Here is a 21,838-nt window from a genome sequence, read left to right on the forward strand (position 1 = left end):
GGACGAGCGTGGCCGTGGTCCCGCTCTGGGACCGGTTCCGGACGGGGGAGCGGGCATGACGACGGAGCCGAACGATATGACGAAGCGGTCGGCGCGCGCAGGTGTTGATCCCGTTGCCACCCCGGTCGCAGCGAGCGCCGCCACCACGGCCGCTTCCCCCACGGCCGCTTCCCCCACCCCTGCTTCCCCCGCCCCCGCTTCCCCCACCGACGAGCGGCTGCGGCGCTGGCGGCTTGTGCTGGGTGGGGAGGCGGCCGATGGCACCGGGTGCGCGCTCAGTGGGCAGGATGCCGCGATGGACGGGGCGTTGGCCGCGCTCTACGGCAGGGGGGACGGGAAGGGACGGGCGGGGAAGGAGCGTTCGGCGGGGCTCGGGGCCTCGGCACCGTCCGTGGCGCGATGGCTGGGGGACATCCGGACGTACTTCCCCTCCTCCGTCGTCCAGGTCATGCAGCGGGACGCCATCGACCGGCTCGGGCTGTCCACCCTGCTCCTCGAACCGGAGATGCTGGAGGCGGTCGAGGCCGACGTACACCTGGTCGGCACCCTGCTCTCGCTCAACAAGGCGATGCCGGAGACGACGAAGGAGACGGCACGGGCCGTCGTGCGCAAGGTCGTCGAGGATCTGGAGAAGCGGCTCGCCAGCCGCACCCGCGCCACGCTCACCGGTGCCCTCGACCGCAGCGCCCGGATCAGCCGGCCGCGCCACCACGACATCGACTGGAACCGCACGATCTCGGCCAACCTCAAGCACTACCTCCCGGAGTACCGGACGATCGTGCCCGAGCGGCTCATCGGCTACGGCCGGGCGTCCCGTTCGGTGAAGAAGGAGGTCGTCCTCTGCATCGACCAGTCCGGCTCGATGGCGGCGTCCGTCGTCTACGCGTCCGTGTTCGGGGCGGTGCTGGCGTCCATGCGGTCGATCGACACACGGCTCGTCGTCTTCGACACGGCGGTCGTCGACCTCACCGACCACCTCGACGACCCGGTGGACGTGCTCTTCGGCACGCAGCTCGGTGGCGGCACGGACATCAACCGGGCGCTGGCGTACTGCCAGTCGCAGATCACCCGGCCCGCGGAGACGGTGATGGTGCTGATCAGCGACCTCTACGAGGGCGGCATACGCAACGAGATGCTCAAGCGGGTCGCGACGATGAAGGCGTCCGGGGTGCAGTTCGTGACGCTGCTCGCGCTGTCGGACGAGGGGGCGCCGGCCTACGACCGGGAGCACGCTGCCGCGCTCGCCGCGCTGGGCGCACCAGCCTTCGCCTGCACGCCCGACCTGTTCCCCGAGGTGATGGCGGCGGCCATTGAGAAGCGGCCGCTTCCGATACCGGACCCGATGTGAACCCGGGCTCCCCATTGGCGATTTGTCGACCCGGTGACCTGCGGCTTCGCTCAGCAAAACGGACATGACTACGCATCGGTAACAGGGGGCTTGCGCGACCTCGGGCACCCCGTGCAAGGATCGGCTTTCTCCAGAGTCTTCACCCTTCCCCTCCGTTTCCCTTTCGCCTCCGTTCCTGTTGGCCGCCGTTCCGTTTCACTTCGTTCCTTTTCGCTTCTCTTCACTTCGTTCCGCCGTACGGAAGGACCCGCCCCTCTTGAGCTGGTCAGCAGCCTTTCCCGATGCCAGCGTGCGCGTGCTGCGCGCGGTGGTGGGGCGGCGAGCGCTGCAAGTGGGGCTGCTGGTGGGCGGGTTGTTCCTGCTCGGCTTCCTCTGCGGGGAGCAGGCGCAGGCGGCGGACGGCATCGGAGCGTTGCCGGGCAGGACGGTCGGTCAGCTGGTGAAGCCCCTGGCGGAGCCGAAGGCCACGCAGAGGCACACGGCCACGATCACGGACGCGGAGACGGAGGCGGCAAAGGGCGGCGCCCTCCAGCCGGCTGCCCCCGCACCCGGCACCGACCCCCTCACCGACCCCCTCATCGACGCCCTCGCCCCCGCCCCCGCCCTCACCCACCCGGACGACGACAAGGTTCTCCGCCCGGTGACCGAGGACGTCGTCGGGGTCGTGGCCGACCGTGTCGTACAGCCGGTCGGTGATCTGGTCGAGACGGTGACCACGGGGTTGACCGAGACGGTCGGGATACCGGCGCAGTCCACGCCGCCGGGGTGGCCGACGCTGCCGGCGTTCCCGGCGCCCCCGTCGTGGCCGACCCTGCCGACGGTGCCGGGTGCCCCCACGGTGCCGGGCCTGCCGGGGGCCCCGGGCCAGACCTTGCCCGCGCCCGCGCCGGTCACCTCGGCGCCGCAGCCCCAGCCGGGCGATCACGCGACGGAGAAGTCGTCCGGTGACGAGGGCTCCGCGGACGGCGGTGCCGTGTACGGGCCGCGGTTCGCCGGTCACGTCACCGTGACCGATCCCGTCGCGCGCCCCTCCGCCCACCGCACCACCTCCCCCTCCACCTCTGCCTCCACCGCCCACGCGCCCGCGCACCAGGCGCCCTCCGACAACCGGGGCGGAGCCCTGGGCGGCAAGTCGGCAGTGGACAACGGCTCGTCGCGACACGGCGACGCGCATGCCGTCACCCTCGACCACCGGGCGCCGCTGCGGCTCGTACCCGGTGCCGCCGCGAGCGTCGACGCGGCCGGGACCCAGGACAGGCACCGGGACATCCCCGTCTTCCCCGGCTAGGGCAGACCTTCCCCCGCCGACCTGCCGCGCGGGGGCGGAACAGGTCTGCCCAGCCGTTCGGACACCCCCCAGATCTCCTCAGATCGCCGGACGGATCCCCCCTGGAGCCCTGTGGCTCCGGATGTCCCCATGCCTCTCCAGGCCTCCCAAGATCCAGGGATCTGACGCACTCATGAACAAGAACATCCGCCGTTCCATCGTCATAGCCGCAGGCGTCACCGGTGCGTGGGCACTCGGCTCCGCCGTGGCCAGCGCGGACGAGCTCCCGGCGAGCTCCCTCGCCGCGACGGACACCGCGTCCGACACGACCACCACCGTCGCCGACACCCTCGACGGCACGGTCGACGGCGTCGTCTCCGACGTCACCACCACCGTGCGAAAGACAGCAACCGGCACCACCGATCAGGCCCACCGTCCCGCAGACGCGAAGGCCACCGTCACCCCGCGGGTGGCCCAGGCCGCCAATACGAAGGTGTCCAAGGTGAAGGGTGCCGCGGCCATCCAGGGCGCGAAGGCGGCCCGGGCCGCGCAGGCCGAGGCGAAGGCGAACGCCGCGCAGGCAGCCGCCGCCAAGGCCTCCGACGTAGCCGCACCCACCGCTCCCAGCCCCACCACCCCTCAGCACAGCGTCGACTACCTCTTCGGCCCCCTCTCCGCCTTCGCCCCAGAGGTGGAGCGGACCTTGGCCGCCGTCCCCGGCAACGCTACGCCCGTCGTCGACCAGACGGGCGCCGCGATCGTGCCGCCCGTCGTGACGGCCACCGTGGACGGCGCGGTGCCAGTCGCGACGCGGACCGTGGGCGGGGTCGTGCAAACCGCCGGGCACAGCGTGGGCGCCGCGACCGCGCTGGCGTACGGCGTCGTCGGGGACGTGTCCCCGGTCGTCGGCGGCGCGGTCGCCGGGGTCGGGGGGATCCAGGAGGGCGTGGCCGGGTACGCCACCGGCACGGTCGCCGGTGTGCTCCCGGTCGCAGGCGCTGTCGTCGCCGACGTGCCGCCGTACGCCACCGGTCTCGTCGGGCAGGTCGCCCAGGACACCACCGACGCGGTGCTGCCGCCGGTCGTGAACACCGCTGTGCACGGCGTGGTGCCGGTCGCCGGGCAAGCCGTCGCGGACGCGAGCACCTTGGCGTACGGCGTCGCGCAGGACGTCCGGCCCTTCGCGACCGGGGTCGTCGGCGACGTCACGCCACTCGCACACGGTGTGGCGGACCACACCACCGACCTGGCCTACGGCGTCACGGGGCAGGTCCAGGTCTTCGCGCACGGTGTCACCGGAGCAGTCCAGCCCGTCGTCGACACCGTCACCCGCACGGTGGAACCGGTCGTCGGCAGTGCCACGACGTTGACGTACGGCGTGACGGGTGACCTCGCTCCGTTCGCGTACGGCGTGGCCGGCGAGGTCACCCCCGTCGCCGGGCAGGTCGGCCCGTTCGCCGGCGACCTGACCGGGACCGTGCAGGACACCGCGGGACCGCTCGCCGGGCACGCCGTCACCGGCGTCCAGGGCGTGGCCGAGTCCCTCACCCCGGGTTACGCGCAGGACGTCCGTCACCGCGCCTGACCCTCACCACCGACTCCGTGAGGTGACGGGCCCCCGGACGGCCGAAAGCCGTCGGTCTGTCCTGCCGGAACCTCACGGACCGGGCGGAGAGGTCCCCATTGGGGTGGGGATCTACCGCCCAGGCCCCTTGAGAAGTCGGAAAGGGGCTGCACCAAGGGCCTCACCGGGACAACCCCATCCCGGTGAGGCCCTTCCCATCCCAGGCAGCAGGCTCCCCGCGACCGTGCCCAGGCAGAAGGCTCGCCGGCCCTCACGCACGGCACGCCGTGCCAGTGAGCGCGGCATCATGTGACAGGTATCACCGCTCAGGTGTGACCCTCGATTTAGGGGCCTCCCGTAAGCAGCGATAACCTGCGAGACGGACATGCCGCGCGCTCGGACACCGTGTGCGCCTCCCTTGTGACAGACACGGTCGGACGTCACGTTGCCCTCGCGGCACGCCCACGCAGACAACGAACCGCGAGATCACTGATAGGGACGGAAGCGCGTGGACCTGTTCGAGTACCAGGCGAGGGACCTCTTCGCCAAGCACGATGTACCGGTGCTGGCCGGTGAAGTCATCGACACGCCTGAGGCGGCCCGCGCAGCCACCGAGCGCCTCGGTGGCAAGTCCGTCGTCAAGGCCCAGGTGAAGGTCGGCGGCCGTGGCAAGGCGGGTGGCGTCAAGCTCGCCGCCTCCGCCGACGAGGCCGTGGAGCACGCGACCAACATCCTCGGGATGGACATCAAGGGCCACACGGTCCACAAGGTGATGATCGCCGAGACGGCCCCGGAGATCGTGGAGGAGTACTACGTCTCCTTCCTCCTGGACCGCGCCAACCGCACCTTCCTCTCCATCGCGTCCGTCGAGGGCGGCATGGAGATCGAGGAGGTGGCGGAGAGCCGCCCCGAGGCCGTCGCCAAGACGCCGATCGACGCCAACGTGGGTGTGACCCCCGAGGTCGCCCGCCAGATCGTCGAGGCCGCGAAGTTCCCGGCCGAGGTCGCCGACAAGGTTGCGAACGTCCTGGTCACCCTGTGGAAGACCTTCATCGAGGAGGACGCTCTCCTCGTCGAGGTCAACCCGCTGGCCAAGGTCGCCTCCGGTGACGTCATCGCCCTGGACGGCAAGGTCTCCCTGGACGAGAACGCCGAGTTCCGTCAGCCGGGACACGAGGCCCTCCAGGACAAGGACGCGGCCAACCCGCTCGAGGCCGCCGCCAAGGAGAAGAACCTCAACTACGTCAAGCTCGACGGCGAGGTCGGCATCATCGGCAACGGCGCGGGTCTCGTCATGAGCACCCTGGACGTCGTCGCGTACGCCGGTGAGGCCCACGGCGGCGTCAAGCCCGCCAACTTCCTCGACATCGGCGGCGGCGCCTCCGCCGCCGTCATGGCGAACGGCCTGGAGATCATCCTCGGCGATCCGGACGTCAAGTCCGTCTTCGTCAACGTCTTCGGCGGCATCACCGCGTGCGACGAGGTCGCCAACGGCATCGTGCAGGCGCTGCAGCTGCTCGCGGACAAGGGCGAGGACGTCACCAAGCCCCTCGTCGTCCGCCTCGACGGCAACAACGCCGAGCTGGGTCGCAAGATCCTCTCCGACGCCAACCACCCGCTGGTGCAGCGCGTGGACACCATGGACGGCGCGGCCGACAAGGCCGCCGAGCTCGCGGCTGCGAAGTAAGGAAGAGGGACAGACACAGCCATGGCTATCTTCCTCAACAAGGACAGCAAGGTCATCGTCCAGGGCATGACCGGTGCCACGGGCATGAAGCACACCAAGCTCATGCTGGCCGACGGCACGAACATCGTCGGCGGTGTGAACCCCCGCAAGGCGGGCACGTCCGTCGACATCGACGGCAACGAGATCCCGGTGTTCGGCACGGTCGCCGAGGCGATCGAGAAGACGGGCGCGAACGTATCCGTCCTCTTCGTACCGCCGGCCTTCGCCAAGGCCGCCGTCGTCGAGGCCATCGACGCCGAGATCCCGCTCGCGGTCGTCATCACCGAGGGCATCGCGGTCCACGACTCGGCCGCGTTCTACGCGTACGCGGTCTCACAGGGCAACAAGACCCGGATCATCGGCCCCAACTGCCCCGGTCTCATCACCCCGGGCCAGTCGAACGCCGGCATCATCCCGGGCGACATCACGAAGCCGGGCCGCATCGGCCTGGTCTCGAAGTCCGGCACGCTGACGTACCAGATGATGTACGAGCTGCGCGACATCGGCTTCTCGTCCGCCGTCGGCATCGGTGGCGACCCGATCATCGGTACGACGCACATCGACGCGCTCGCCGCGTTCGAGGCCGACCCCGACACCGACCTGATCGTGATGATCGGTGAGATCGGCGGCGACGCCGAGGAGCGGGCCGCGGCCTTCATCAAGGACAACGTGAAGAAGCCGGTCGTCGGCTACGTCGCGGGCTTCACCGCGCCCGAGGGCAAGACCATGGGCCACGCCGGCGCCATCGTCTCCGGCTCCTCCGGCACGGCCGCCGCGAAGAAGGAGGCCCTCGAGGCCGCCGGCGTCAAGGTCGGCAAGACGCCGACCGAGACGGCGAAGCTGGCGCGGGAGATCCTCGCCGGCTGAAGCACCCAGCTGCACGTCGATGGGCTCGCTCCGTGGGTTGGGGCGGGCCCATCGACGCGTTCCGGGGTGCCGGGCCGGGGCGTCGGGCGGGTGCAGGTGCGTTGTGGCTGGTCGCGCCCCGCGGCGGAGCCGCTGATGTTGCAGCCCCGCGCCCCTGAAGGGGCGTACAGCGGGACGCGCTCAAGGGGCGTGGGGAACTGCGCGACCAGCCCCCCACCGGCCGCACTCAACCACCGATCGGAACCAACCTCTCCGGACCGCTCGCCGTCTCCTCCCGCAGCTTCTCCCGCAGCTCCACCTCCTCCTCCGACAGCGCGCCCGGCCCCACCCTCCCCGGCACCCCCCGCACCTCCGCCCCCGGCGGCACCGGCGGCTCGTAGTGCGTCGGAGCCGTCCGCAGCGTGAGCGCCGTCGTTCCGATCAGGGCCACCGTGAAGGCGATCGCCGCCCGGGTCCACAGGCGCGCCCGGCGCTCGCTCCCGGCCCGCACCGCGGGTGGCTGCGCGGCACGCAACCCCTGTGCGGAGGCCAGCGAGACCAGGCGCTCGTGCAGGTCGGACGGGTCGGCCAGGTCGGGCAGCCGGGCCGCGATCACCGACCGCGCGTTCATCAGCCGGTAGGCCGTCGTCGGCGTGCTCGCCTCCGTCTCCGCCGCCGTCTCCGGAAGGTCGAGGCCCACACCGTCGTACAGCAGGAGCGTGCGCCGCTGCGCCGACGGGAGCTTCAGGAGTACGGCCATCAGCGCGCGGTCGGCCGGATCGGGGACGGGTTCCCCGGGGCCGCGGTGGCGGGGGCGGAAGCGGTGCCAGGGAGAGAGGGCGTACTCGTACGCCATGACCCGTGCCCAGCCCGCCGGATCCCGGTCCACCGCTACTTCGGGCCAGCGCTGCCAGACGAGGTGGAAGGCCCGTTCGACCGACTCGCGGGCGAGTTCGCGGCGGCCGGTGAGCAGATAGGTCTGCCGGACGAGCGCGGGCGCGCAGAACCCGTAGAGCGCGTCGAAGGCCTGAGCCGGTGTCAGGGGAGCGGTGGCGAGCTCCTCGCTCTGCTTCACGGGGCACCCCTTCGTCCGAAAAAGTACATAGTCATATATTGGGCGACACATCCGAGGTTCGGCTGTTACGACGAGAAAGCGCGTGTCGTTGGGAGCATTGCGGACGTGATCCAGATGACCGCTCGCCGCACCTCGCTGTCGCCCCTGCTCATCCGGTTGCGCGACCGGACGCCCGGCCTGGCCGCCGGCCTCCTGGGCGGTGCGGTGGCCGCCGGGCTGGGGCTCGGTGTGTTCGCCGTGCTCGTGATCGCGCTGTGGATCAGCTCGCCGTATCCCGACAGCGGCCCCGGAGGCGCGCTGCACGTGGCCGCGGCCCTGTGGCTGCTCGCACACGGGACCGAGCTGATCCGCACGGACACGCTCTCCGGGGTGCCGGCGCCCGTCGGTGTCACCCCGCTGCTGTTGCTCGCGCTGCCGTTGTGGCTGGTGCACCGGGCGGCGCGGGACCTGGCCACCGGTGACGAGGCGCCCCCGCAGGCGTCCGCGCGGACGGCGTGGGCCGGGGTCGTGCTCGGGTACCTCGCCGTCGGCTCGGCCGTCGCCCTGTACGCGTCCGGCGGGGCGCTGCGGCCCTCCTGGACGTGGACCTGCGTGTGTCTGCCGGCCGTCGTCATGGGCGCCGCCGGGGCGGGGGTGTGGACGGCGTACGGCCGTCCCGCCGAGGCGCTGGACGGGGTGCTGGTGCTGCTGCCCGCGGGGGTGCGCCGACTCGTCCTCGGGGACCGGGCGCGGGCGCGGCTCGCCGCGGCGGCACGAGCCGCGGGGGCCGGGGTCTGCGTGCTCGTCGGGGGCGGGACGGTGTTCCTGGCGGTGTCGCTGGTGGCGCACGGTGGTGCTGCGCGGGGTTCGTTCCTCCAGGTGACGGAGGGGTGGTCGGGACGGTTCGCCGTCGTGCTGCTGTGTCTGGCGCTGCTGCCGAACGCGGCGGTGTGGGCGGTGAGTTACGCCGCCGGACCCGGGTTCGTCCTGGGTGCGGGGCATGTCGTGGGCCCGCTGTCGTCGGACCCCGCGCCGATGCTGCCGCCGTTTCCGCTCCTTGCGGCGGTACCGGAAGCCGGGGTCGGCGGGCCGGCGCACTGGGCGGCGGGGGCGGTGCCGGTGGTGGCCGGGGTCGTGGTGGGGTGGTTCGTGGGGCGGGCCACGGACGCGGGGTGGTCGCGGGGGCGGACGGCGGGTGCGGTGGTGTGGGCGGCGGTGCTGTGCGCGGGGGCCATCGCCGCGCTGACCGCGCCGGCCGGCGGACCGCTCGGGGTGGGCGTACTGGCCCGGTTCGGGCCGGTGTGGTGGCAGGTCGGTGCGGCGGTGGCGGGGTGGATCACGGTGGCGGGGCTGCCGGTGGCCCTGGCGGTACGGGCCTGGCGGGGCTTCTCGGCGGGCGGGCCGCGCACATGGGTGCCCTCGGTCCGGGTCCCGCTCTCGCGACGCAAGGCGACGGACGGGGCTGGAGCCGTTTCCGCAACCGCGGCCGGGACCCGCACCGACGGCACCACATCCGCGACAGCGGCCGGGACCCGCACTGACGGCGCCACTTCCGGGACCGCACCCAGGACCGCCCCCGTAATGACCGGCCCGGCGCAGGAGAGCCCCCCGCAGAACGCCCCCGGCGACCAGGACGACACCTACGTCCCCTACGGCCGGGACGACTCCTACGACTCCTACGAGCCCTACGACTTCCTGCCCGCCGCACCGCAGACAAGCCCGGGAGCTTCGCCGACGCCCTGGCACGACGACGCCTCACGCGAGTCCCGCTGGGCGGTCCTCAAGGAGGCGGCCACCCCGCCGGAGGACTCCCCGGAGAAGTCTCCGCCCACCGACTGACCGTCGTCAGCCGTTCGCGCTGAGCACGCCCCGCAGTTGCTTCGGGAGCAGATCCGCGCAGGACTGCTGGGCCTGGTTGGTGAGGGAGTCGTTCACGCAGGTGTAGTAGTCGTCGTAGACCAGTCTCGCGGTGAAGCTCGCCGCCACGAAAAGCAGGGCCAGGGAGGCCGTGACCAGGCCGCTGATCGCCGCGGAGGTCTGGGGGCGGGCGGACTGGGACGGGGCGGGGGTGTCGGGGTCCGGGGTGCGGGGCTTGGCGCGCACGGCGCTGATGCCCCAGTACAGGGCCAGTGCGCCCAGCAGCAGGCTCACGTACGCCCAGCCGTACAGGACGAAGAAGACGGCCCACATGCCGCACAGCAGGGAGTAGCGGGCGCGGCGCTGCGACGGGTCCGTCGGGTCCCAGCGCGACCCCGGTCCGCCGCTGCCCTGTCCTCCCGGACCGCCACCGGGGCCCGCGCCCGGGCGGTCGCCGAAGCCGCCGTCGGAGCGGCCCGGCTGGCGGTCGCTCCACTGACTGCCCCACGGGGTGCGGCCGCCGCCCTCACCCTCCCCGCCGTCCGAGTCCTCTCGGCGGCGCGGCTGCCACGGGCGGTCCGGGGTGCCCTCGGGCGGCGGCGCGAAGGGGTTGTCGTCCTCGGCCGTAACGCCCCGCCCCTCACCCTTCTCCGTGCCGGACTGCGTGCCGGAGGACGGGGCGTCCGGCGGCGAGGCGGGCTGCTCCCGCAGCAGCAGGCCGCTGCGCGCTCCTCCCTGCACCGACTGCTGGGGGAGTGTGAGGAGTCGCAGGCTGCGGTCCGACATCAAGTGAGCGTCTTCCCTTGGAGGATGTGACTTGCCATGGCTTACGTGGATCGAACGGTTCGGTGGGCCCGTCGGCGCGGGCCTCACCCCGTGAACGCACCGCACACCACCCGCGTTCCCGGACCGTCCCTCCCAGACGCTACCTTCCGGCCACGCCCCCGTCCCGTGGGGGCCTTCCGATGTGCCGGTATCGTTGCTGGCGTTCGGCCGCTTCGTAGACTTCCCCGTATCCCGGGGCTCGAAGCATTCGTACGACCGTACAAACGCTCCCCCGAGAAAGGGCCCCGCCGTGGCCGCCAAGCCCGTGGCCGAGCAGGCCAGGCCGGTCCAGCGCCTGGTCGTGCTGGTCTCCGGATCCGGTACGAACCTCCAAGCACTGCTGGACGCCATCGCCACGACCGGCGCGGCGGCCTACGGTGCCGAGATCGTGGCCGTCGGGGCGGACCGCGAGAACATCGAGGGGCTCGCGCGGGCCGAGCGGGCCGGGATTGCCACCTTCGTCCGCAAGGTCAAGGACTTCGGGACCCGTGAGGAGTGGGACGCGGCCCTCGCCGAGGCCGTCTCCGCGTACGAACCCGACCTCGTGGTGTCCGCCGGGTTCATGAAGATCGTGGGCAAGGAGTTCCTCGCGCGCTTCGGCGGGCGGTTCGTGAACACCCACCCCGCGCTGCTGCCCAGTTTTCCGGGGGCCCACGGAGTGCGCGACGCGCTCGCGTACGGGGCCAGGGTCACCGGCTGCACCGTCCACTTCGTCGACGACGGCGTCGACACCGGACCGATCATCGCCCAGGGCGTGGTGGAGATCCGGGACGAGGACGACGAGAGCGCTCTGCACGAGCGCATCAAGGAAGTCGAGCGAAGGCTGCTCGTCGAGGTCGTGGGGCAGCTCGCCCGCAACGGCTATCGCATTGAGGGACGAAAGGTAGTTATCCAGTGACCGCCGAGAGCATCGAGAGCGGCAAGCGGGCCATCCGTCGCGCGCTCGTCAGCGTCTACGACAAGACCGGCCTCGAAGAGCTGGCCCGCGGACTGCACGAGGCCGGTGTCGAGCTCGTCTCCACCGGGTCCACCGCGGGCCGTATCGCCGCCGCCGGCGTCCCCGTCACCAAGGTCGAGGAGCTCACCGGCTTCCCCGAGTGCCTGGACGGCCGCGTCAAGACCCTGCACCCGCGCGTGCACGCCGGCATCCTCGCCGACCTGCGGCTGGAGAGCCACCGCGAGCAGCTCGCGGAGCTGGGCGTCGAGCCGTTCGACCTCGTCGTCGTGAACCTCTACCCGTTCCGTGAGACCGTCGCCTCCGGTGCGAGCCCCGACGAGTGCGTCGAGCAGATCGACATCGGCGGCCCGTCCATGGTGCGCGCCGCCGCGAAGAACCACCCCTCGGTCGCCGTCGTCACCAGCCCCCAGCGGTACGCGGACGTCCTCGCCGCGGTCAAGGACGGCGGCTTCGACCTCGCCACCCGCAAGCGGCTCGCCGCCGAGGCCTTCCGGCACACCGCCGAGTACGACATCGCGGTGGCGAGCTGGTTCGCCAGCTCCTACGCCCCCGCCGACGAGTCGCTCTTCCCCGACTTCCTCGGCGCCACCCTGGAGCGCCGCAGCACCCTGCGCTACGGCGAGAACCCGCACCAGCCCGCCGCGCTCTACGTCGACGGCACGGGCGTGGGCCTCGCGGAGGCCGAGCAGCTGCACGGCAAGGAGATGTCGTACAACAACTACACGGACACGGACGCCGCCCGCCGTGCCGCGTACGACCACACCGAGCCGGCCGTCGCGATCATCAAGCACGCCAACCCCTGCGGCATCGCGATCGGCGCGGACGTCGCCGAGGCGCACCGCAAGGCACACGCGTGTGACCCGCTGTCGGCCTTCGGCGGCGTCATCGCCGTCAACCGGCCGGTCAGCAAGGAGATGGCGGAGCAGGTCGCCGAGATCTTCACCGAGGTCATCGTCGCGCCCGACTACGAGGACGGCGCCCTCGAAGCCCTCGCCAAGAAGAAGAACATCCGCGTCCTGAAGGCCCCGGCCGCGCCCGCGCACCCCGCCGAGGTCAAGCCGATCGACGGCGGCGCGCTCCTCCAGGTCACCGACCGCCTCCAGGCCGAGGGCGACGACCCGGCGAACTGGACGCTGGCGACCGGCGAGGCCCTGAGCGCGGACGAGCTCGGCGAGCTCGCCTTCGCCTGGCGGGCCTGCCGGGCCGTCAAGTCCAACGCCATCCTGCTCGCCAAGGACGGCGCGTCGGTGGGCGTCGGGATGGGCCAGGTCAACCGCGTTGACTCCGCGAAGCTGGCCGTCGAGCGGGCCGGTGCCGAGCGCGCGCAGGGCTCGTACGCGGCCTCGGACGCCTTCTTCCCGTTCCCGGACGGCCTGGAGGTCCTCCTGGAGGCCGGTGTGAAGGCGGTCGTCCAGCCGGGCGGCTCGGTCCGCGACGAACTCGTCGTCGAGGCCGCGAAGAAGGCCGGCGTCACGATGTACTTCACGGGGACGCGGCACTTCTTCCACTGACGGAAGAAAGACCCACCTGGCGGCGCTACGTCGAACTGCGTAGCGCCGCCCACGTGTTGGGCCCCACCTGCCCGTCCACCTCCAGCCCCTTCGCGCTCTGGAACTGCTTGACCGCGGACCGGGTGTCCTTGCCGAACTCGCCGTCCACGCCCGAACCGCCCACGCTGTAGCCGCGCTTGGTGAGCATGCACTGCACCTGCACGACCCGCTGGCCCTTGTCGCCGTACTCGGTGAGTTCGGTGCCGGTGTAGTAGGTGCAGCCGGAGATCCAGGCGGGGGTGGCCGGGGGCGCGGCCGTCTTGGTGACGGTGGCGGTGGGCGTGGGGGTTCCGGTGCGGCCGCCCGCACCTGCGCCGCCCCCGTCGGATGTGGCGGTCGCGGAGGGTGTGCTGTCGGGCGCGCTGCTCTTCTCGGCGGCGGCCTGCTGTTCCCTGCTCTCGTCCTTCTTCTTCCCGCTCCCGCTCGTGCCGGAGGGTGAAGGGGAGGAGCTGGGCCGGGACGAAGTCGGTGCGGCGGAGGCGGTGACGCCGGCGGAGCCCGTCGGGGCGGCGGCGGCCGGGGAGTCGAGGCCCGGGCGGGTGAGCAGGAAGGCGCCGACGGCCACGGCCCCGACGGCGATGCCCGCGACGGCGGCCAGGAGGGGCCTGCGCCGCTTACCGGAACCGGTGGCCGGGGCGGGGACCGGTGAGAGCACCGGCTCCGTGGGCGTACGGAAGTGGGGGGACTGCCGGACGGGCATGCCCTCCAGCACCGCGCACCCCTGCTGTCGGTCGCGGAGCCGGGCGGCCAGGGGCTCGTGCCAGTCGGACGCGCGGCCGTGCCCGGCGGCCGTGGCCGCGTCGATCAGCTGTCGCGGGTCGGGGCGCCCGGCGGGGTCCTTGGCCAGGCAGGCGGACAGCAGCGTGGCCAACGCCGGGTCCCGCTGCGCGAGTTCGGCCATGATCTCGGTGTCGGGTGCCTCGAAGGCGACCCGGTGCATGACGTCCACGCCGGTCCCGTCGCCGAAGGGGGCGTGCCCGGTGGCGGCGTAGACGAGGGTGCAGCCGAGGGAGAAGACGTCGGAGGCGGCGTCGCAGCGGCCCTCGCGCAGATACTCGGGCGCCATGTAGGCGGCCGTGCCGACCCGGTTGCCGGTCGTGGTGATCGCGCTGCTGTCGGCCGCGCGGGAGATGCCGAAGTCGATGACGTGCGCGCCCCGGGGCGACAGGATCACGTTGGACGGCTTGAGGTCCCGGTGCACGATCCCGGCGGCGGTCAGCGCCGACAGGGCCTCCCCGAGTTCCGCCACCAGCCGCCAGACCCCGGCCGGCTCCGGCAGCCCGCACTCGCGGACGGCCTCGGCGAGGTTGAGTCCGGGCAGGTACTCGGTGGCCATCCACAGCAGCGCGTCGTCGAACCCGGTGCCGAGCAGGTGCGGCGCGCGCGGGGTGCGCACCCGCCCGTGCACGGCGGCCTCCCGCTCGAACCGCCGCCGGAAGTCCGGGCCGTCGGCGTACTCGGGCCGGATCACCTTCACGGCGGCGAGCCCCGGGGCGTCGTCGGCGCGCCGGGCCAGATAGACCCGGCCCATGCCGCCGCTGCCGAGCAGCCCGAGCGGGACGTAGGGTCCGATTCGCCGGGGATCGGCGGGCAGCAGCGGAACCGCGCCCGCCTGCCGCAGCGCGGTGCCACCGGCCGCCGGTATGTCTGTCACGCGCCCCCGACCTGCCTCTTCTTTCACAACGTGCTCTCAGGGCACGCAAGTTGACGGGGAGAGGCTATCGTCCGGCGCCGGGGAGCGTCCGGCATACGAGGGAACGCCCCGGGGCCGTGTCACGACGTGACACGGCCCCGGGGAAAGTACGGGGAGAACGGGGGAGAACTCAGTTCGTGCGGATGACGATGGACGAGCAGACCTTGTCGGCGAAGGTCTGACGCTTGGCGTCCCAGGCCGGCCACAGCCAGCCGAGGTAGCACGCGAGGCTGTCCAGGAAGTGCGCGAGGCGGCGGACGAAGGCCATGCCGACGCCGAGGGGCTGCCCGTCGCTCTCCCGCACCAGACGGATGCCGAGCGCCTTCTTGCCGAGCGTCTGGCCGTTCTTGCCCTCGATGATCAGCTGGTAGATCGCGAGACCGAGGAGCGCGAGACCGCCGATCACCGACAGGATCGCCGTCTTGGCGTTGGCGCCGACGATGACGAGGATGTACGGAACCGCGAACACGAGCATGTCGACCAGGGTGCCCAGGAAGCGCTGGCCCCAGTTCGCGTACGGGGGCTGGGCGCCGTAACCCGGCTGCTGCGGGTAGCCGTAGGCGGAGGCGGGGACCTGCGGCGCCTGCGGGTAGCCGTAGCCGGGCTGCTGCGGATAGCCCTGCTGCTGCGGGTATCCCTGCTGCGGCGGCACACCCGGAGGGGCCTGCTGGGGATAGCCGTAACCAGGCTGCTGCGGCTGCTGCTGGGGGTAGCCGTAACCGGGCTGCTGCGGCGGCTGCTGGGGGTCCTGCGGATTCTGCGGCTTTTCGTAAGGGTTGTTGGGCGAGCCGAAACTCATGGCGATCCTCCGTTGGCCTGCTGGGGACGATGCGGACTGCGCGGAGGAACGTCACGGTCTGAGCGGTTTGCCCCCCGAACATCAACCGCGATACTGCGCCAGACATCGTTCTAGGCAGGTGTGTTGTTGTCCACCCTCATTCGATATGTGTTGTGCAAGTGCAACCTCGTCGATCTTGGACGGGGCGATGGCGGGACCCGGATTGGAACCAGGGCCCCGTCATCCGGGAGGATGGGGTCATGACCGCCCAGATTCTCGATGGCAAGGCCACCGCAGCCGCGATCAAGTCCGATCTGACCGCCCGCGTGGCGGCGCTGAAGGAGAAGGGCGTCACGCCCGGCCTCGGCACGATCCTCGTCGGGAGCGATCCCGGCAGCCAGAAGTACGTCGCCGGCAAGCACCGCGACTGCGCGCAGGTCGGCATCGCCTCCATCCAGCGTGAACTGCCCGAGACCGCCACCCAGGAGGAGATCGAGGCGGTCGTCCGCGAGCTGAACGACGACCCGGAGTGCACCGGTTACATCGTCCAGCTGCCGCTGCCCAAGGGCATCGACGAGAACCGCATCCTGGAACTCATGGACCCGGACAAGGACGCGGACGGGCTGCACCCGATGAACCTCGGCCGCCTCGTCCTCAACGAGCCGGCGCCCCTGCCCTGCACCCCCAACGGCGTCCTCACCCTGCTCCGTCGCTACGGCGTCGAGATCAAGGGCGCGGAGGTCGTGGTCGTCGGCCGCGGCGTGACGATCGGCCGCCCGATGCCGCTGCTGCTCACCCGGCGCAGCGAGAACGCGACCGTGACCCAGTGCCACACCGGCACCCGCGACCTGTCCGCGCACCTCAAGCGCGCGGACATCATCGTCGCCGCCGCCGGTTCCGCCCACCTGATCCGGCCCGAGGACGTGAAGCCGGGCGCCGCCGTCCTCGACGTCGGCGTCTCCCGCAACGCCGAGGGCAGGATCGTCGGCGACGTCCACCCCGGCGTCGCCGAGGTCGCCGGCTTCATCTCCCCGAACCCCGGCGGCGTCGGCCCGATGACCCGTGCCCAGCTGCTCGTCAACGTGGTCGAGGCGGCGGAGCGCAGTGTCGCCTGAGCCCCACGGCCCCGAGGAGCGGGGAGCGGCGGCGGGGGCGACCGCGGCGCGGGAGTCGGGTTCGACAGGTCCCGGCTCCCAGGAGACCGGCGTGGCGTCGGTCGAGGCCGGCGAGCCGGTCCGTGCTACCGACGAGGACAGCGCTCGGGACACCGGACGTGCCGAAGTGCCGTCGGACGCGGTGCCGGATTCCACGGAGCAGGACGAGCTCGTCGTACGGGATCCGATCAGCGCACCCGATGCCGACGGGCGGCCGCGGCGGGTGACACGGCGGTTTCCGCTGTTCACCAGGGACACCGCGCAGCCCGAGGGCGGTGGCCGCGCCGCGCCGCGGGACGCTCCGGCGCCCGCCCGGCAGTGGCCGGTGCTCGCCGTGCTGGCCGTGGTGGGCCTCGGGCTGCTGCTGACCGCTCTCGACCGGTTCCGCCTCGGCACGCTGCTCATCGGTGTCGCCCTGCTGGCCGGTGCCGTGCTGCGCTGGCTGTTGCCGGACGTCGGCATGCTCGCGGTCCGCTCCCGGTTCACCGACATCGCCACCTACGGCGTGCTGGGCGCCGCGATCGTCCTGCTGGCGATGATGGTGCAGCCGCACCCGTGGCTGGAGATCCCCTTCCTCAAGGACACCCTGCACTTCACGGTCAGCAGCAGCTGATCCGGCGCGGGCAGGACGGCGGTCCGCCCCCACCCCCGATGAGGGACGGGCCGTCGTCACGCTCCAGCCTCCCGCGCCCCGGACAGCCTGTTCAACCGCTGTCCGTTCGCTGTGGCACAGCGGTGACGGTTCCGGCACGGTGTGCGTGACGTGCCACAGCCGCCCGTCGGCAAGGAACCGTTCAGCCCCCTGACGTCGTCAATTGCCTGGAAGCAGGTGAGGACGCCGCGGAGGTGGGCGATGAGTGGCTGGCAGGCGCTGCCCGACGATCTGCCGCCGGAGGCGCGGCACTTCGTGGAGCAGCTCAGGCAGCTCAAGGACCGCACGGGGCTCAGCCTCGTCGCGCTCGGCGCCCGCACCGCGTACAGCAAGTCCTCCTGGCACCGCTATCTCAACGCCACCCAGCCCCCGCCCCGTCAGGCCGTCGCCGCCCTGTGCCGGATCGCGGGCCTCGACACCACCGACGCCCAGCGCTTCGATGTGCGCTGGGAACTGGCGGTCCAGGCCTGGCCCCGCCCGGCGACGCCCGCGCGGACCGCCGAGGGGGAGCAGGGCGGGACAGGGGAACAGTACGAGGACGAGCCCACGCTGCCGTGGTGGGACGAGCCTCCGGGCGAGCGCGCGAGCGGCATGAACCGTCTGCTGCCGGCCGCCGCGCTGCTGCTCGTCCTGGTCCTGCTGCTCGGGGTGGCCGGTGCCGTTGCGTCCGGGTGATCCGGAGACTTCCGTGGCGGCCGTTATTTCCGGTGTGTTCCACCTGTGATGATGTATCGACAAGTTTGCGCATTTGATACGGAGCTGTTCGACAGCGCGGCTAACGTGTCGAACTTGCGGATGCTCCCGTGCGCCCCCGCCCCCGGAGCTGAGATCCTTGGGGCAGGGGGAAGAGCGGGGAACAGCCAGCACCGACCGGGGGAAAAGAGGGGGAGCAATGCCTCGTTGGAGGGCCTTGCCGGATGAACTGGATCCGCAGGTCAGGGAGTTCGCGAGCCAGCTGCGGCGGCTCGTGGACCGCAGCGGCCTGAGCATCGCGGCCGTCGCCGACCGCACGGGTTACAGCAAGACGTCCTGGGACCGGTATCTCAACGGCCGGCTGCTCGCGCCGAAGGGCGCGATCGTGGCCCTGGCCGAGGTCACCGGCACCAATCCCATTCACCTGACCACGATGTGGGAGCTCGCCGAACGCGCCTGGAGCCGTTCGGAGATGCGCCACGACATGACCATGGAGGCCATCCGGATCTCCCAGGCGCGGGCCGCGCTCGGCGAGTTCGGGGCGCCGCCCGCGAACGCCAAGGGCGCCAAGGGTGCCAGGACGGCCCGCAGAAGCGGCAGCGCGACGGCGACGCCGGGGGTCGCGGGACCGGCCGGGGTCGCCCCCACGGTGCCGCCCCAGCCGATGTCCTCGGAGACCGACAGCGCCGAGGCCCGGCGCGCCGCGTCCTCGGGGAGCAACTCCTGGGGAATGGCCGGCTACCAGGGGCCGTCGCAGGCGACGGGGCGTACGGCGCCGGCCGCACCGGCCGCACCGGCCTCCTCGGACGGTCCGGGATGGACGCCGGGGGCGCCGGTGGCGCCGGGGACTTCGGGCACACCTGCGACACCGGGGCCGTACGGCGAGCCGCAGGACGCGCGTCCCGGGGACCGGCTCTCCGGCGGCTCGGGTGCCTCCAGCGCCTCCACTGGTTCCGGTGGCCCCGGTGGTTCCGGTGGTTCCGGCGGCGGCAAGCGGCGGCTGACGATATTCCTCGCCGGGGTCGTCGGCGTGCTGGTCGTGGTCGCCGCCGTGTACTTCCTGACCGACCCGGGCGGGGACAAGAAGAACCAGGGCGAGAAGTCGCCGTCGCCGTCCGCCAGCGCGAGCGTCTCGCTGCCCGCCGGGGTGAAGTGCAGTGGTCAGGGATGCACCGGCAAGGACGCCGAGGCCATGGGGTGCAGCGGGGACCTGGTGACCACCGCCAAGACCGCGACGGTGGGGGCGACCGTGGTCGAGGTGCGCTACAGCAAGGTCTGCGGGGCCGCCTGGGGGCGGGTCACCCAGGCCGGCCAGGGGGACAAGGTCGAGGTGAGCGCGGGCAGGCTGACCCAGCGGAGCGGGAGCATCACGGAGGCCGGGGACACGATCGCCTACACGCCGATGGTCGCCGTGAAGGACGCGGGTGAGGCGAAGGCGTGCGTGACGCTGGCTTCCGGACAGCGGGGGTGCACCGGCTGAGCGAGCGCCCAGGGACACACCCGCGTGCCTCTGGGTGGGTGAATCCTCGCGAGGTGTGCATGGGCTCGTGAATCCGGGGCACGCGAACCGTACCCCCACGGGAGTCCGGAAACGGTACCCCCATACGGCGGCCGCCTCCGTCCCCCTCTCCCGGACGGGCGGCCGCCTCTCTGTCGGGGCGGCGGTTTGTGGGGTGGGCCACACGGGGCCGGACGTCCGGGGTCCCGGATGCGCGATAGCCTGACCGCGGAGATCTCTTGACGCCGAGAGATCGATCAAACGTCCGGGGCAGGGACGCCCCACCGCCAGCTGTCATACGGAGAACGCCATGACCCGCACTCCCGTGAACGTCACCGTCACCGGCGCGGCCGGCCAGATCGGTTACGCCCTGCTCTTCCGCATCGCCTCCGGCCAGCTGCTCGGCGCGGACGTGCCGGTCAAGCTCCGCCTCCTGGAGATCACCCCGGCGCTCAAGGCCGCCGAGGGCACCGCGATGGAGCTCGACGACTGCGCCTTCCCGCTGCTCCAGGGCATCGACATCACGGACGACCCGAACGTCGCCTTCGACGGCACCAACGTCGGTCTGCTCGTCGGCGCCCGCCCCCGCACCAAGGGCATGGAGCGCGGTGACCTCCTGGAGGCCAACGGCGGCATCTTCAAGCCGCAGGGCAAGGCCATCAACGACCACGCCGCGGACGACGTGAAGATCCTGGTCGTCGGCAACCCGGCCAACACCAACGCGCTGATCGCCCAGGCCGCGGCCCCGGACGTACCGGCCGAGCGCTTCACCGCGATGACCCGCCTGGACCACAACCGCGCGCTGACCCAGCTCGCGAAGAAGACGGGCACCACGGTCGCCGACATCAAGCGCCTGACCATCTGGGGCAACCACTCGGCCACCCAGTACCCGGACATCTTCCACGCCACGGTCGCCGGCAAGAACGCCGCCGAGACCGTCAACGACGAGAAGTGGCTGGCCGAGGACTTCATCCCGACCGTCGCCAAGCGCGGCGCCGCGATCATCGAGGCCCGTGGCGCGTCCTCCGCCGCGTCGGCCGCCAACGCCGCCATCGACCACGTGTACACCTGGGTCAACGGCACCGCGGACGGCGACTGGACCTCCATGGGCATCCCGTCGGACGGCTCCTACGGCGTCCCGCAGGGCCTGATCTCCTCGTTCCCGGTCACCACGAAGGACGGGCAGTACGAGATCGTCCAGGGCCTGGACATCAACGAGTTCTCCCGCGCCCGCATCGACGCGTCGGTGAAGGAGCTGGAGGAGGAGCGCGAGGCGGTCCGCGCGCTCGGCCTCCTCTGAGCCCTCCCCGGCCCCCGGCGTCCCTCGGCGGCCGGGTCTTCTCGACGACTCTGTCACGAGCCTGCACGGGCCCTGTTCCGGTTCCTTCCGGAACAGGGCCCGTGGCTGTTTTTCGCCCTACGGTCGAACCCTTACCCGGTGGGGTGATGCGGGGGGTACGCGATGAATGGCTGGAACGGCTACAGCTCCGGTTCCGGAGCGGGACACGAGCCGAGCGAGGAGAGCGGCCGGTCGCCCTGGAACTCGGGGGAGACGGGGGCGACCGCTCCGCCGTGGGCCTCCGCCGAGACACACACCTCGTTGGCACCGCCCTGGGCGGCGGCCCGGACACAGGCCTCGCCGGTCCCGCCCTGGACCCCGCCGGCACCGGCTCCCACGGGCCCTGCGCCCGCGCCCCATCGGGTCCGGCGGGTGCTCGCCGCCCTCGCGGTGGCCGTCCTGGTCGGGGTCGCGGTCGGCGCCGGTGTCTGGCTGCTCCTGCGGGACACCTCCCTCGGCTCCGCTACCCGCCCGGGCGCAGGACCCGCGCCGAGCGTCAAGGCACCCAAGGCACCCAAGTCCACATCCCCGTCCCCGTCCGCCTCCACCGCCTCGGGATACCGCCGCGTCCAGGACCCCGTCGGCTACACCGTCGACGTCCCGCGGGGCTGGACCCGCACCGAGAAGCAGGGCCGGTCCGCTCCGGTCGTCGTCTACGACGCCCCCGCCGACGGCCGCCGCCTCCAGGTCTTCCGGATCGCGGAGGACACCCCGGCCCAGTCCCTCGACCTGGCCGAGAACGACCCCGGCTACGGCTTCGTCCGCCAGCGCGGCTACCAGGTCCTCGACCGCGCCTCCGGCACCACCTGGGCCGAACTCGTCTACCGCTACGACGACACCGACCTCGGCGCCCGTCAGGTCGTCGACCACCGCTTCCAGGCCGCCGACGGGACGCTGTACGCGATCCGAGCGACCGGACCCGCCGCTCTCACCCCCGCCCTGGTGCGCGAGCCGCTCACCAGGGCGCTGGCCTCCTTCTGCCCGGCAGACACGGAGTGCCACTGAGCGGCCCTGGCAGGAGCCGATCCGTTCACCG

The 21,838-nt window shown here is 72.3% G+C and carries 19 protein-coding genes; 14 read left to right on the plus strand and 5 right to left on the minus strand.

Going from position 1 to position 21,838, the window contains the following annotated elements; all coding sequences use genetic code 11:
• Positions 1–76: 76 nt before the first annotated feature.
• The 5 genes from ACFVYN_RS09250 to sucD all read left to right on the plus strand — a co-directional run bounded on the left by ACFVYN_RS09250 (position 77) and on the right by sucD (position 6,772).
• Complete coding sequence (locus ACFVYN_RS09250; RefSeq protein WP_389994782.1) at positions 77–1,348, plus strand: VWA domain-containing protein; 1,272 nt, start codon at positions 77–79, stop codon at positions 1,346–1,348.
• Between the two features lie 256 nt (positions 1,349–1,604).
• Complete coding sequence (locus ACFVYN_RS09255; RefSeq protein ID WP_389994785.1) at positions 1,605–2,636, plus strand: hypothetical protein; 1,032 nt, start codon at positions 1,605–1,607, stop codon at positions 2,634–2,636.
• Between the two features lie 172 nt (positions 2,637–2,808).
• Entirely contained in the window at positions 2,809–4,200 is a 1,392-nt protein-coding gene (locus ACFVYN_RS09260) for a hypothetical protein (protein ID WP_389994788.1), read from the plus strand.
• A gap of 487 nt (positions 4,201–4,687) precedes the next feature.
• Entirely contained in the window at positions 4,688–5,866 is a 1,179-nt protein-coding gene (sucC, locus tag ACFVYN_RS09265; RefSeq protein WP_389994790.1) for an ADP-forming succinate--CoA ligase subunit beta, read from the plus strand.
• Positions 5,867–5,887: 21 nt separating this feature from the next.
• On the plus strand, positions 5,888–6,772 hold the full coding sequence (gene sucD / locus ACFVYN_RS09270) for a succinate--CoA ligase subunit alpha (RefSeq protein WP_389994793.1): 885 nt from the start codon (positions 5,888–5,890) through the stop codon (positions 6,770–6,772).
• A 226-nt stretch (positions 6,773–6,998) separates the two neighbouring features.
• Here the strand turns inward: sucD and ACFVYN_RS09275 are convergent, their stop codons facing one another.
• Entirely contained in the window at positions 6,999–7,826 is an 828-nt protein-coding gene (locus ACFVYN_RS09275; RefSeq protein WP_389994797.1) for an RNA polymerase subunit sigma-70, read from the minus strand.
• 114 nt (positions 7,827–7,940) lie between these two features.
• Here ACFVYN_RS09275 and ACFVYN_RS09280 point away from each other — a divergent pair, with 114 nt between their 5' ends.
• Positions 7,941–9,644, plus strand: coding sequence for a DUF6350 family protein (locus ACFVYN_RS09280; protein ID WP_389995121.1), 1,704 nt, complete (start codon positions 7,941–7,943; stop codon positions 9,642–9,644).
• A gap of 6 nt (positions 9,645–9,650) precedes the next feature.
• On the opposite strand, the gene ACFVYN_RS09285 is transcribed toward ACFVYN_RS09280, so the two are convergent.
• Positions 9,651–10,448 carry a hypothetical protein gene (locus tag ACFVYN_RS09285; RefSeq protein ID WP_389994800.1) on the minus strand — a complete coding sequence of 266 codons (798 nt, stop codon included), beginning with the start codon at positions 10,446–10,448 and terminating at the stop codon, positions 9,651–9,653.
• 289 nt (positions 10,449–10,737) lie between these two features.
• Here ACFVYN_RS09285 and purN point away from each other — a divergent pair, with 289 nt between their 5' ends.
• Both purN and purH read left to right on the plus strand, forming a co-directional pair.
• Entirely contained in the window at positions 10,738–11,385 is a 648-nt protein-coding gene (gene purN, locus ACFVYN_RS09290) for a phosphoribosylglycinamide formyltransferase (RefSeq protein ID WP_389994803.1), read from the plus strand.
• Positions 11,382–12,956 (plus strand): bifunctional phosphoribosylaminoimidazolecarboxamide formyltransferase/IMP cyclohydrolase, encoded by a 1,575-nt coding sequence (gene purH / locus ACFVYN_RS09295; RefSeq protein WP_389994806.1) that lies wholly within the window; start codon positions 11,382–11,384, stop codon positions 12,954–12,956. The genes purN and purH overlap by 4 nt, the downstream gene beginning before the upstream one ends.
• A gap of 25 nt (positions 12,957–12,981) precedes the next feature.
• Here the strand turns inward: purH and ACFVYN_RS09300 are convergent, their stop codons facing one another.
• On the minus strand, positions 12,982–14,649 hold the full coding sequence (locus tag ACFVYN_RS09300; protein ID WP_389994809.1) for a protein kinase: 1,668 nt from the start codon (positions 14,647–14,649) through the stop codon (positions 12,982–12,984).
• A 169-nt stretch (positions 14,650–14,818) separates the two neighbouring features.
• On the minus strand, positions 14,819–15,487 hold the full coding sequence (locus ACFVYN_RS09305; protein WP_389994812.1) for an RDD family protein: 669 nt from the start codon (positions 15,485–15,487) through the stop codon (positions 14,819–14,821).
• Between the two features lie 239 nt (positions 15,488–15,726).
• Between ACFVYN_RS09305 and ACFVYN_RS09310 the strand changes: the two genes are divergently transcribed.
• The 5 genes from ACFVYN_RS09310 (at position 15,727) to ACFVYN_RS09330 (ending at position 20,763) form a co-directional block, all read left to right on the plus strand.
• The gene (locus tag ACFVYN_RS09310; protein ID WP_389994815.1) at positions 15,727–16,581 is read left to right on the plus strand and encodes a bifunctional methylenetetrahydrofolate dehydrogenase/methenyltetrahydrofolate cyclohydrolase; all 855 of its coding nucleotides are present in this window, start codon (positions 15,727–15,729) and stop codon (positions 16,579–16,581) included.
• The gene (locus ACFVYN_RS09315; protein ID WP_389994818.1) at positions 16,571–17,233 is read left to right on the plus strand and encodes a DUF3017 domain-containing protein; all 663 of its coding nucleotides are present in this window, start codon (positions 16,571–16,573) and stop codon (positions 17,231–17,233) included. The genes ACFVYN_RS09310 and ACFVYN_RS09315 overlap by 11 nt, the downstream gene beginning before the upstream one ends.
• A 240-nt stretch (positions 17,234–17,473) precedes the next feature.
• Positions 17,474–17,947, plus strand: a complete 474-nt coding sequence (locus ACFVYN_RS09320; protein ID WP_389994821.1) for a helix-turn-helix domain-containing protein — start codon at positions 17,474–17,476, stop codon at positions 17,945–17,947.
• Positions 17,948–18,164: 217 nt separating this feature from the next.
• Positions 18,165–19,445: a DUF2690 domain-containing protein gene (locus ACFVYN_RS09325; protein ID WP_389994824.1), complete on the plus strand. Its 1,281-nt coding sequence runs from the start codon at positions 18,165–18,167 to the stop codon at positions 19,443–19,445.
• Between the two features lie 328 nt (positions 19,446–19,773).
• A complete protein-coding gene (locus ACFVYN_RS09330) occupies positions 19,774–20,763 on the plus strand; it encodes a malate dehydrogenase (RefSeq protein ID WP_389994827.1) in 990 nt (329 codons plus the stop codon).
• A 179-nt stretch (positions 20,764–20,942) separates the two neighbouring features.
• Here the strand turns inward: ACFVYN_RS09330 and ACFVYN_RS09335 are convergent, their stop codons facing one another.
• Entirely contained in the window at positions 20,943–21,140 is a 198-nt protein-coding gene (locus ACFVYN_RS09335; RefSeq protein WP_389994830.1) for a hypothetical protein, read from the minus strand.
• Positions 21,141–21,174: 34 nt separating this feature from the next.
• Between ACFVYN_RS09335 and ACFVYN_RS09340 the strand changes: the two genes are divergently transcribed.
• Positions 21,175–21,807, plus strand: a complete 633-nt coding sequence (locus ACFVYN_RS09340) for a hypothetical protein (RefSeq protein ID WP_389994833.1) — start codon at positions 21,175–21,177, stop codon at positions 21,805–21,807.
• Positions 21,808–21,838 lie beyond the last annotated feature (31 nt).

This window comes from Streptomyces sp. NPDC058307, from assembly GCF_042880295.1.
Lineage (GTDB): Bacteria > Actinomycetota > Actinomycetes > Streptomycetales > Streptomycetaceae > Streptomyces.

Coding starts and splice junctions, on each gene's coding strand:
- ACFVYN_RS09260 (WP_389994788.1), top strand. CDS start 2,809: ATGAACAAGAACATCCGCCGTTCCATCGTCATAGCCGCAGGCGTCACC.
- ACFVYN_RS09305 (WP_389994812.1), bottom strand. CDS start 15,487: ATGAGTTTCGGCTCGCCCAACAACCCTTACGAAAAGCCGCAGAATCCG.
- ACFVYN_RS09280 (WP_389995121.1), top strand. CDS start 7,941: ATGACCGCTCGCCGCACCTCGCTGTCGCCCCTGCTCATCCGGTTGCGC.
- sucD (WP_389994793.1), top strand. CDS start 5,888: ATGGCTATCTTCCTCAACAAGGACAGCAAGGTCATCGTCCAGGGCATG.
- ACFVYN_RS09250 (WP_389994782.1), top strand. CDS start 77: ATGACGAAGCGGTCGGCGCGCGCAGGTGTTGATCCCGTTGCCACCCCG.
- ACFVYN_RS09310 (WP_389994815.1), top strand. CDS start 15,727: ATGACCGCCCAGATTCTCGATGGCAAGGCCACCGCAGCCGCGATCAAG.
- ACFVYN_RS09320 (WP_389994821.1), top strand. CDS start 17,474: ATGAGTGGCTGGCAGGCGCTGCCCGACGATCTGCCGCCGGAGGCGCGG.
- ACFVYN_RS09285 (WP_389994800.1), bottom strand. CDS start 10,448: ATGTCGGACCGCAGCCTGCGACTCCTCACACTCCCCCAGCAGTCGGTG.
- ACFVYN_RS09325 (WP_389994824.1), top strand. CDS start 18,165: ATGCCTCGTTGGAGGGCCTTGCCGGATGAACTGGATCCGCAGGTCAGG.
- ACFVYN_RS09330 (WP_389994827.1), top strand. CDS start 19,774: ATGACCCGCACTCCCGTGAACGTCACCGTCACCGGCGCGGCCGGCCAG.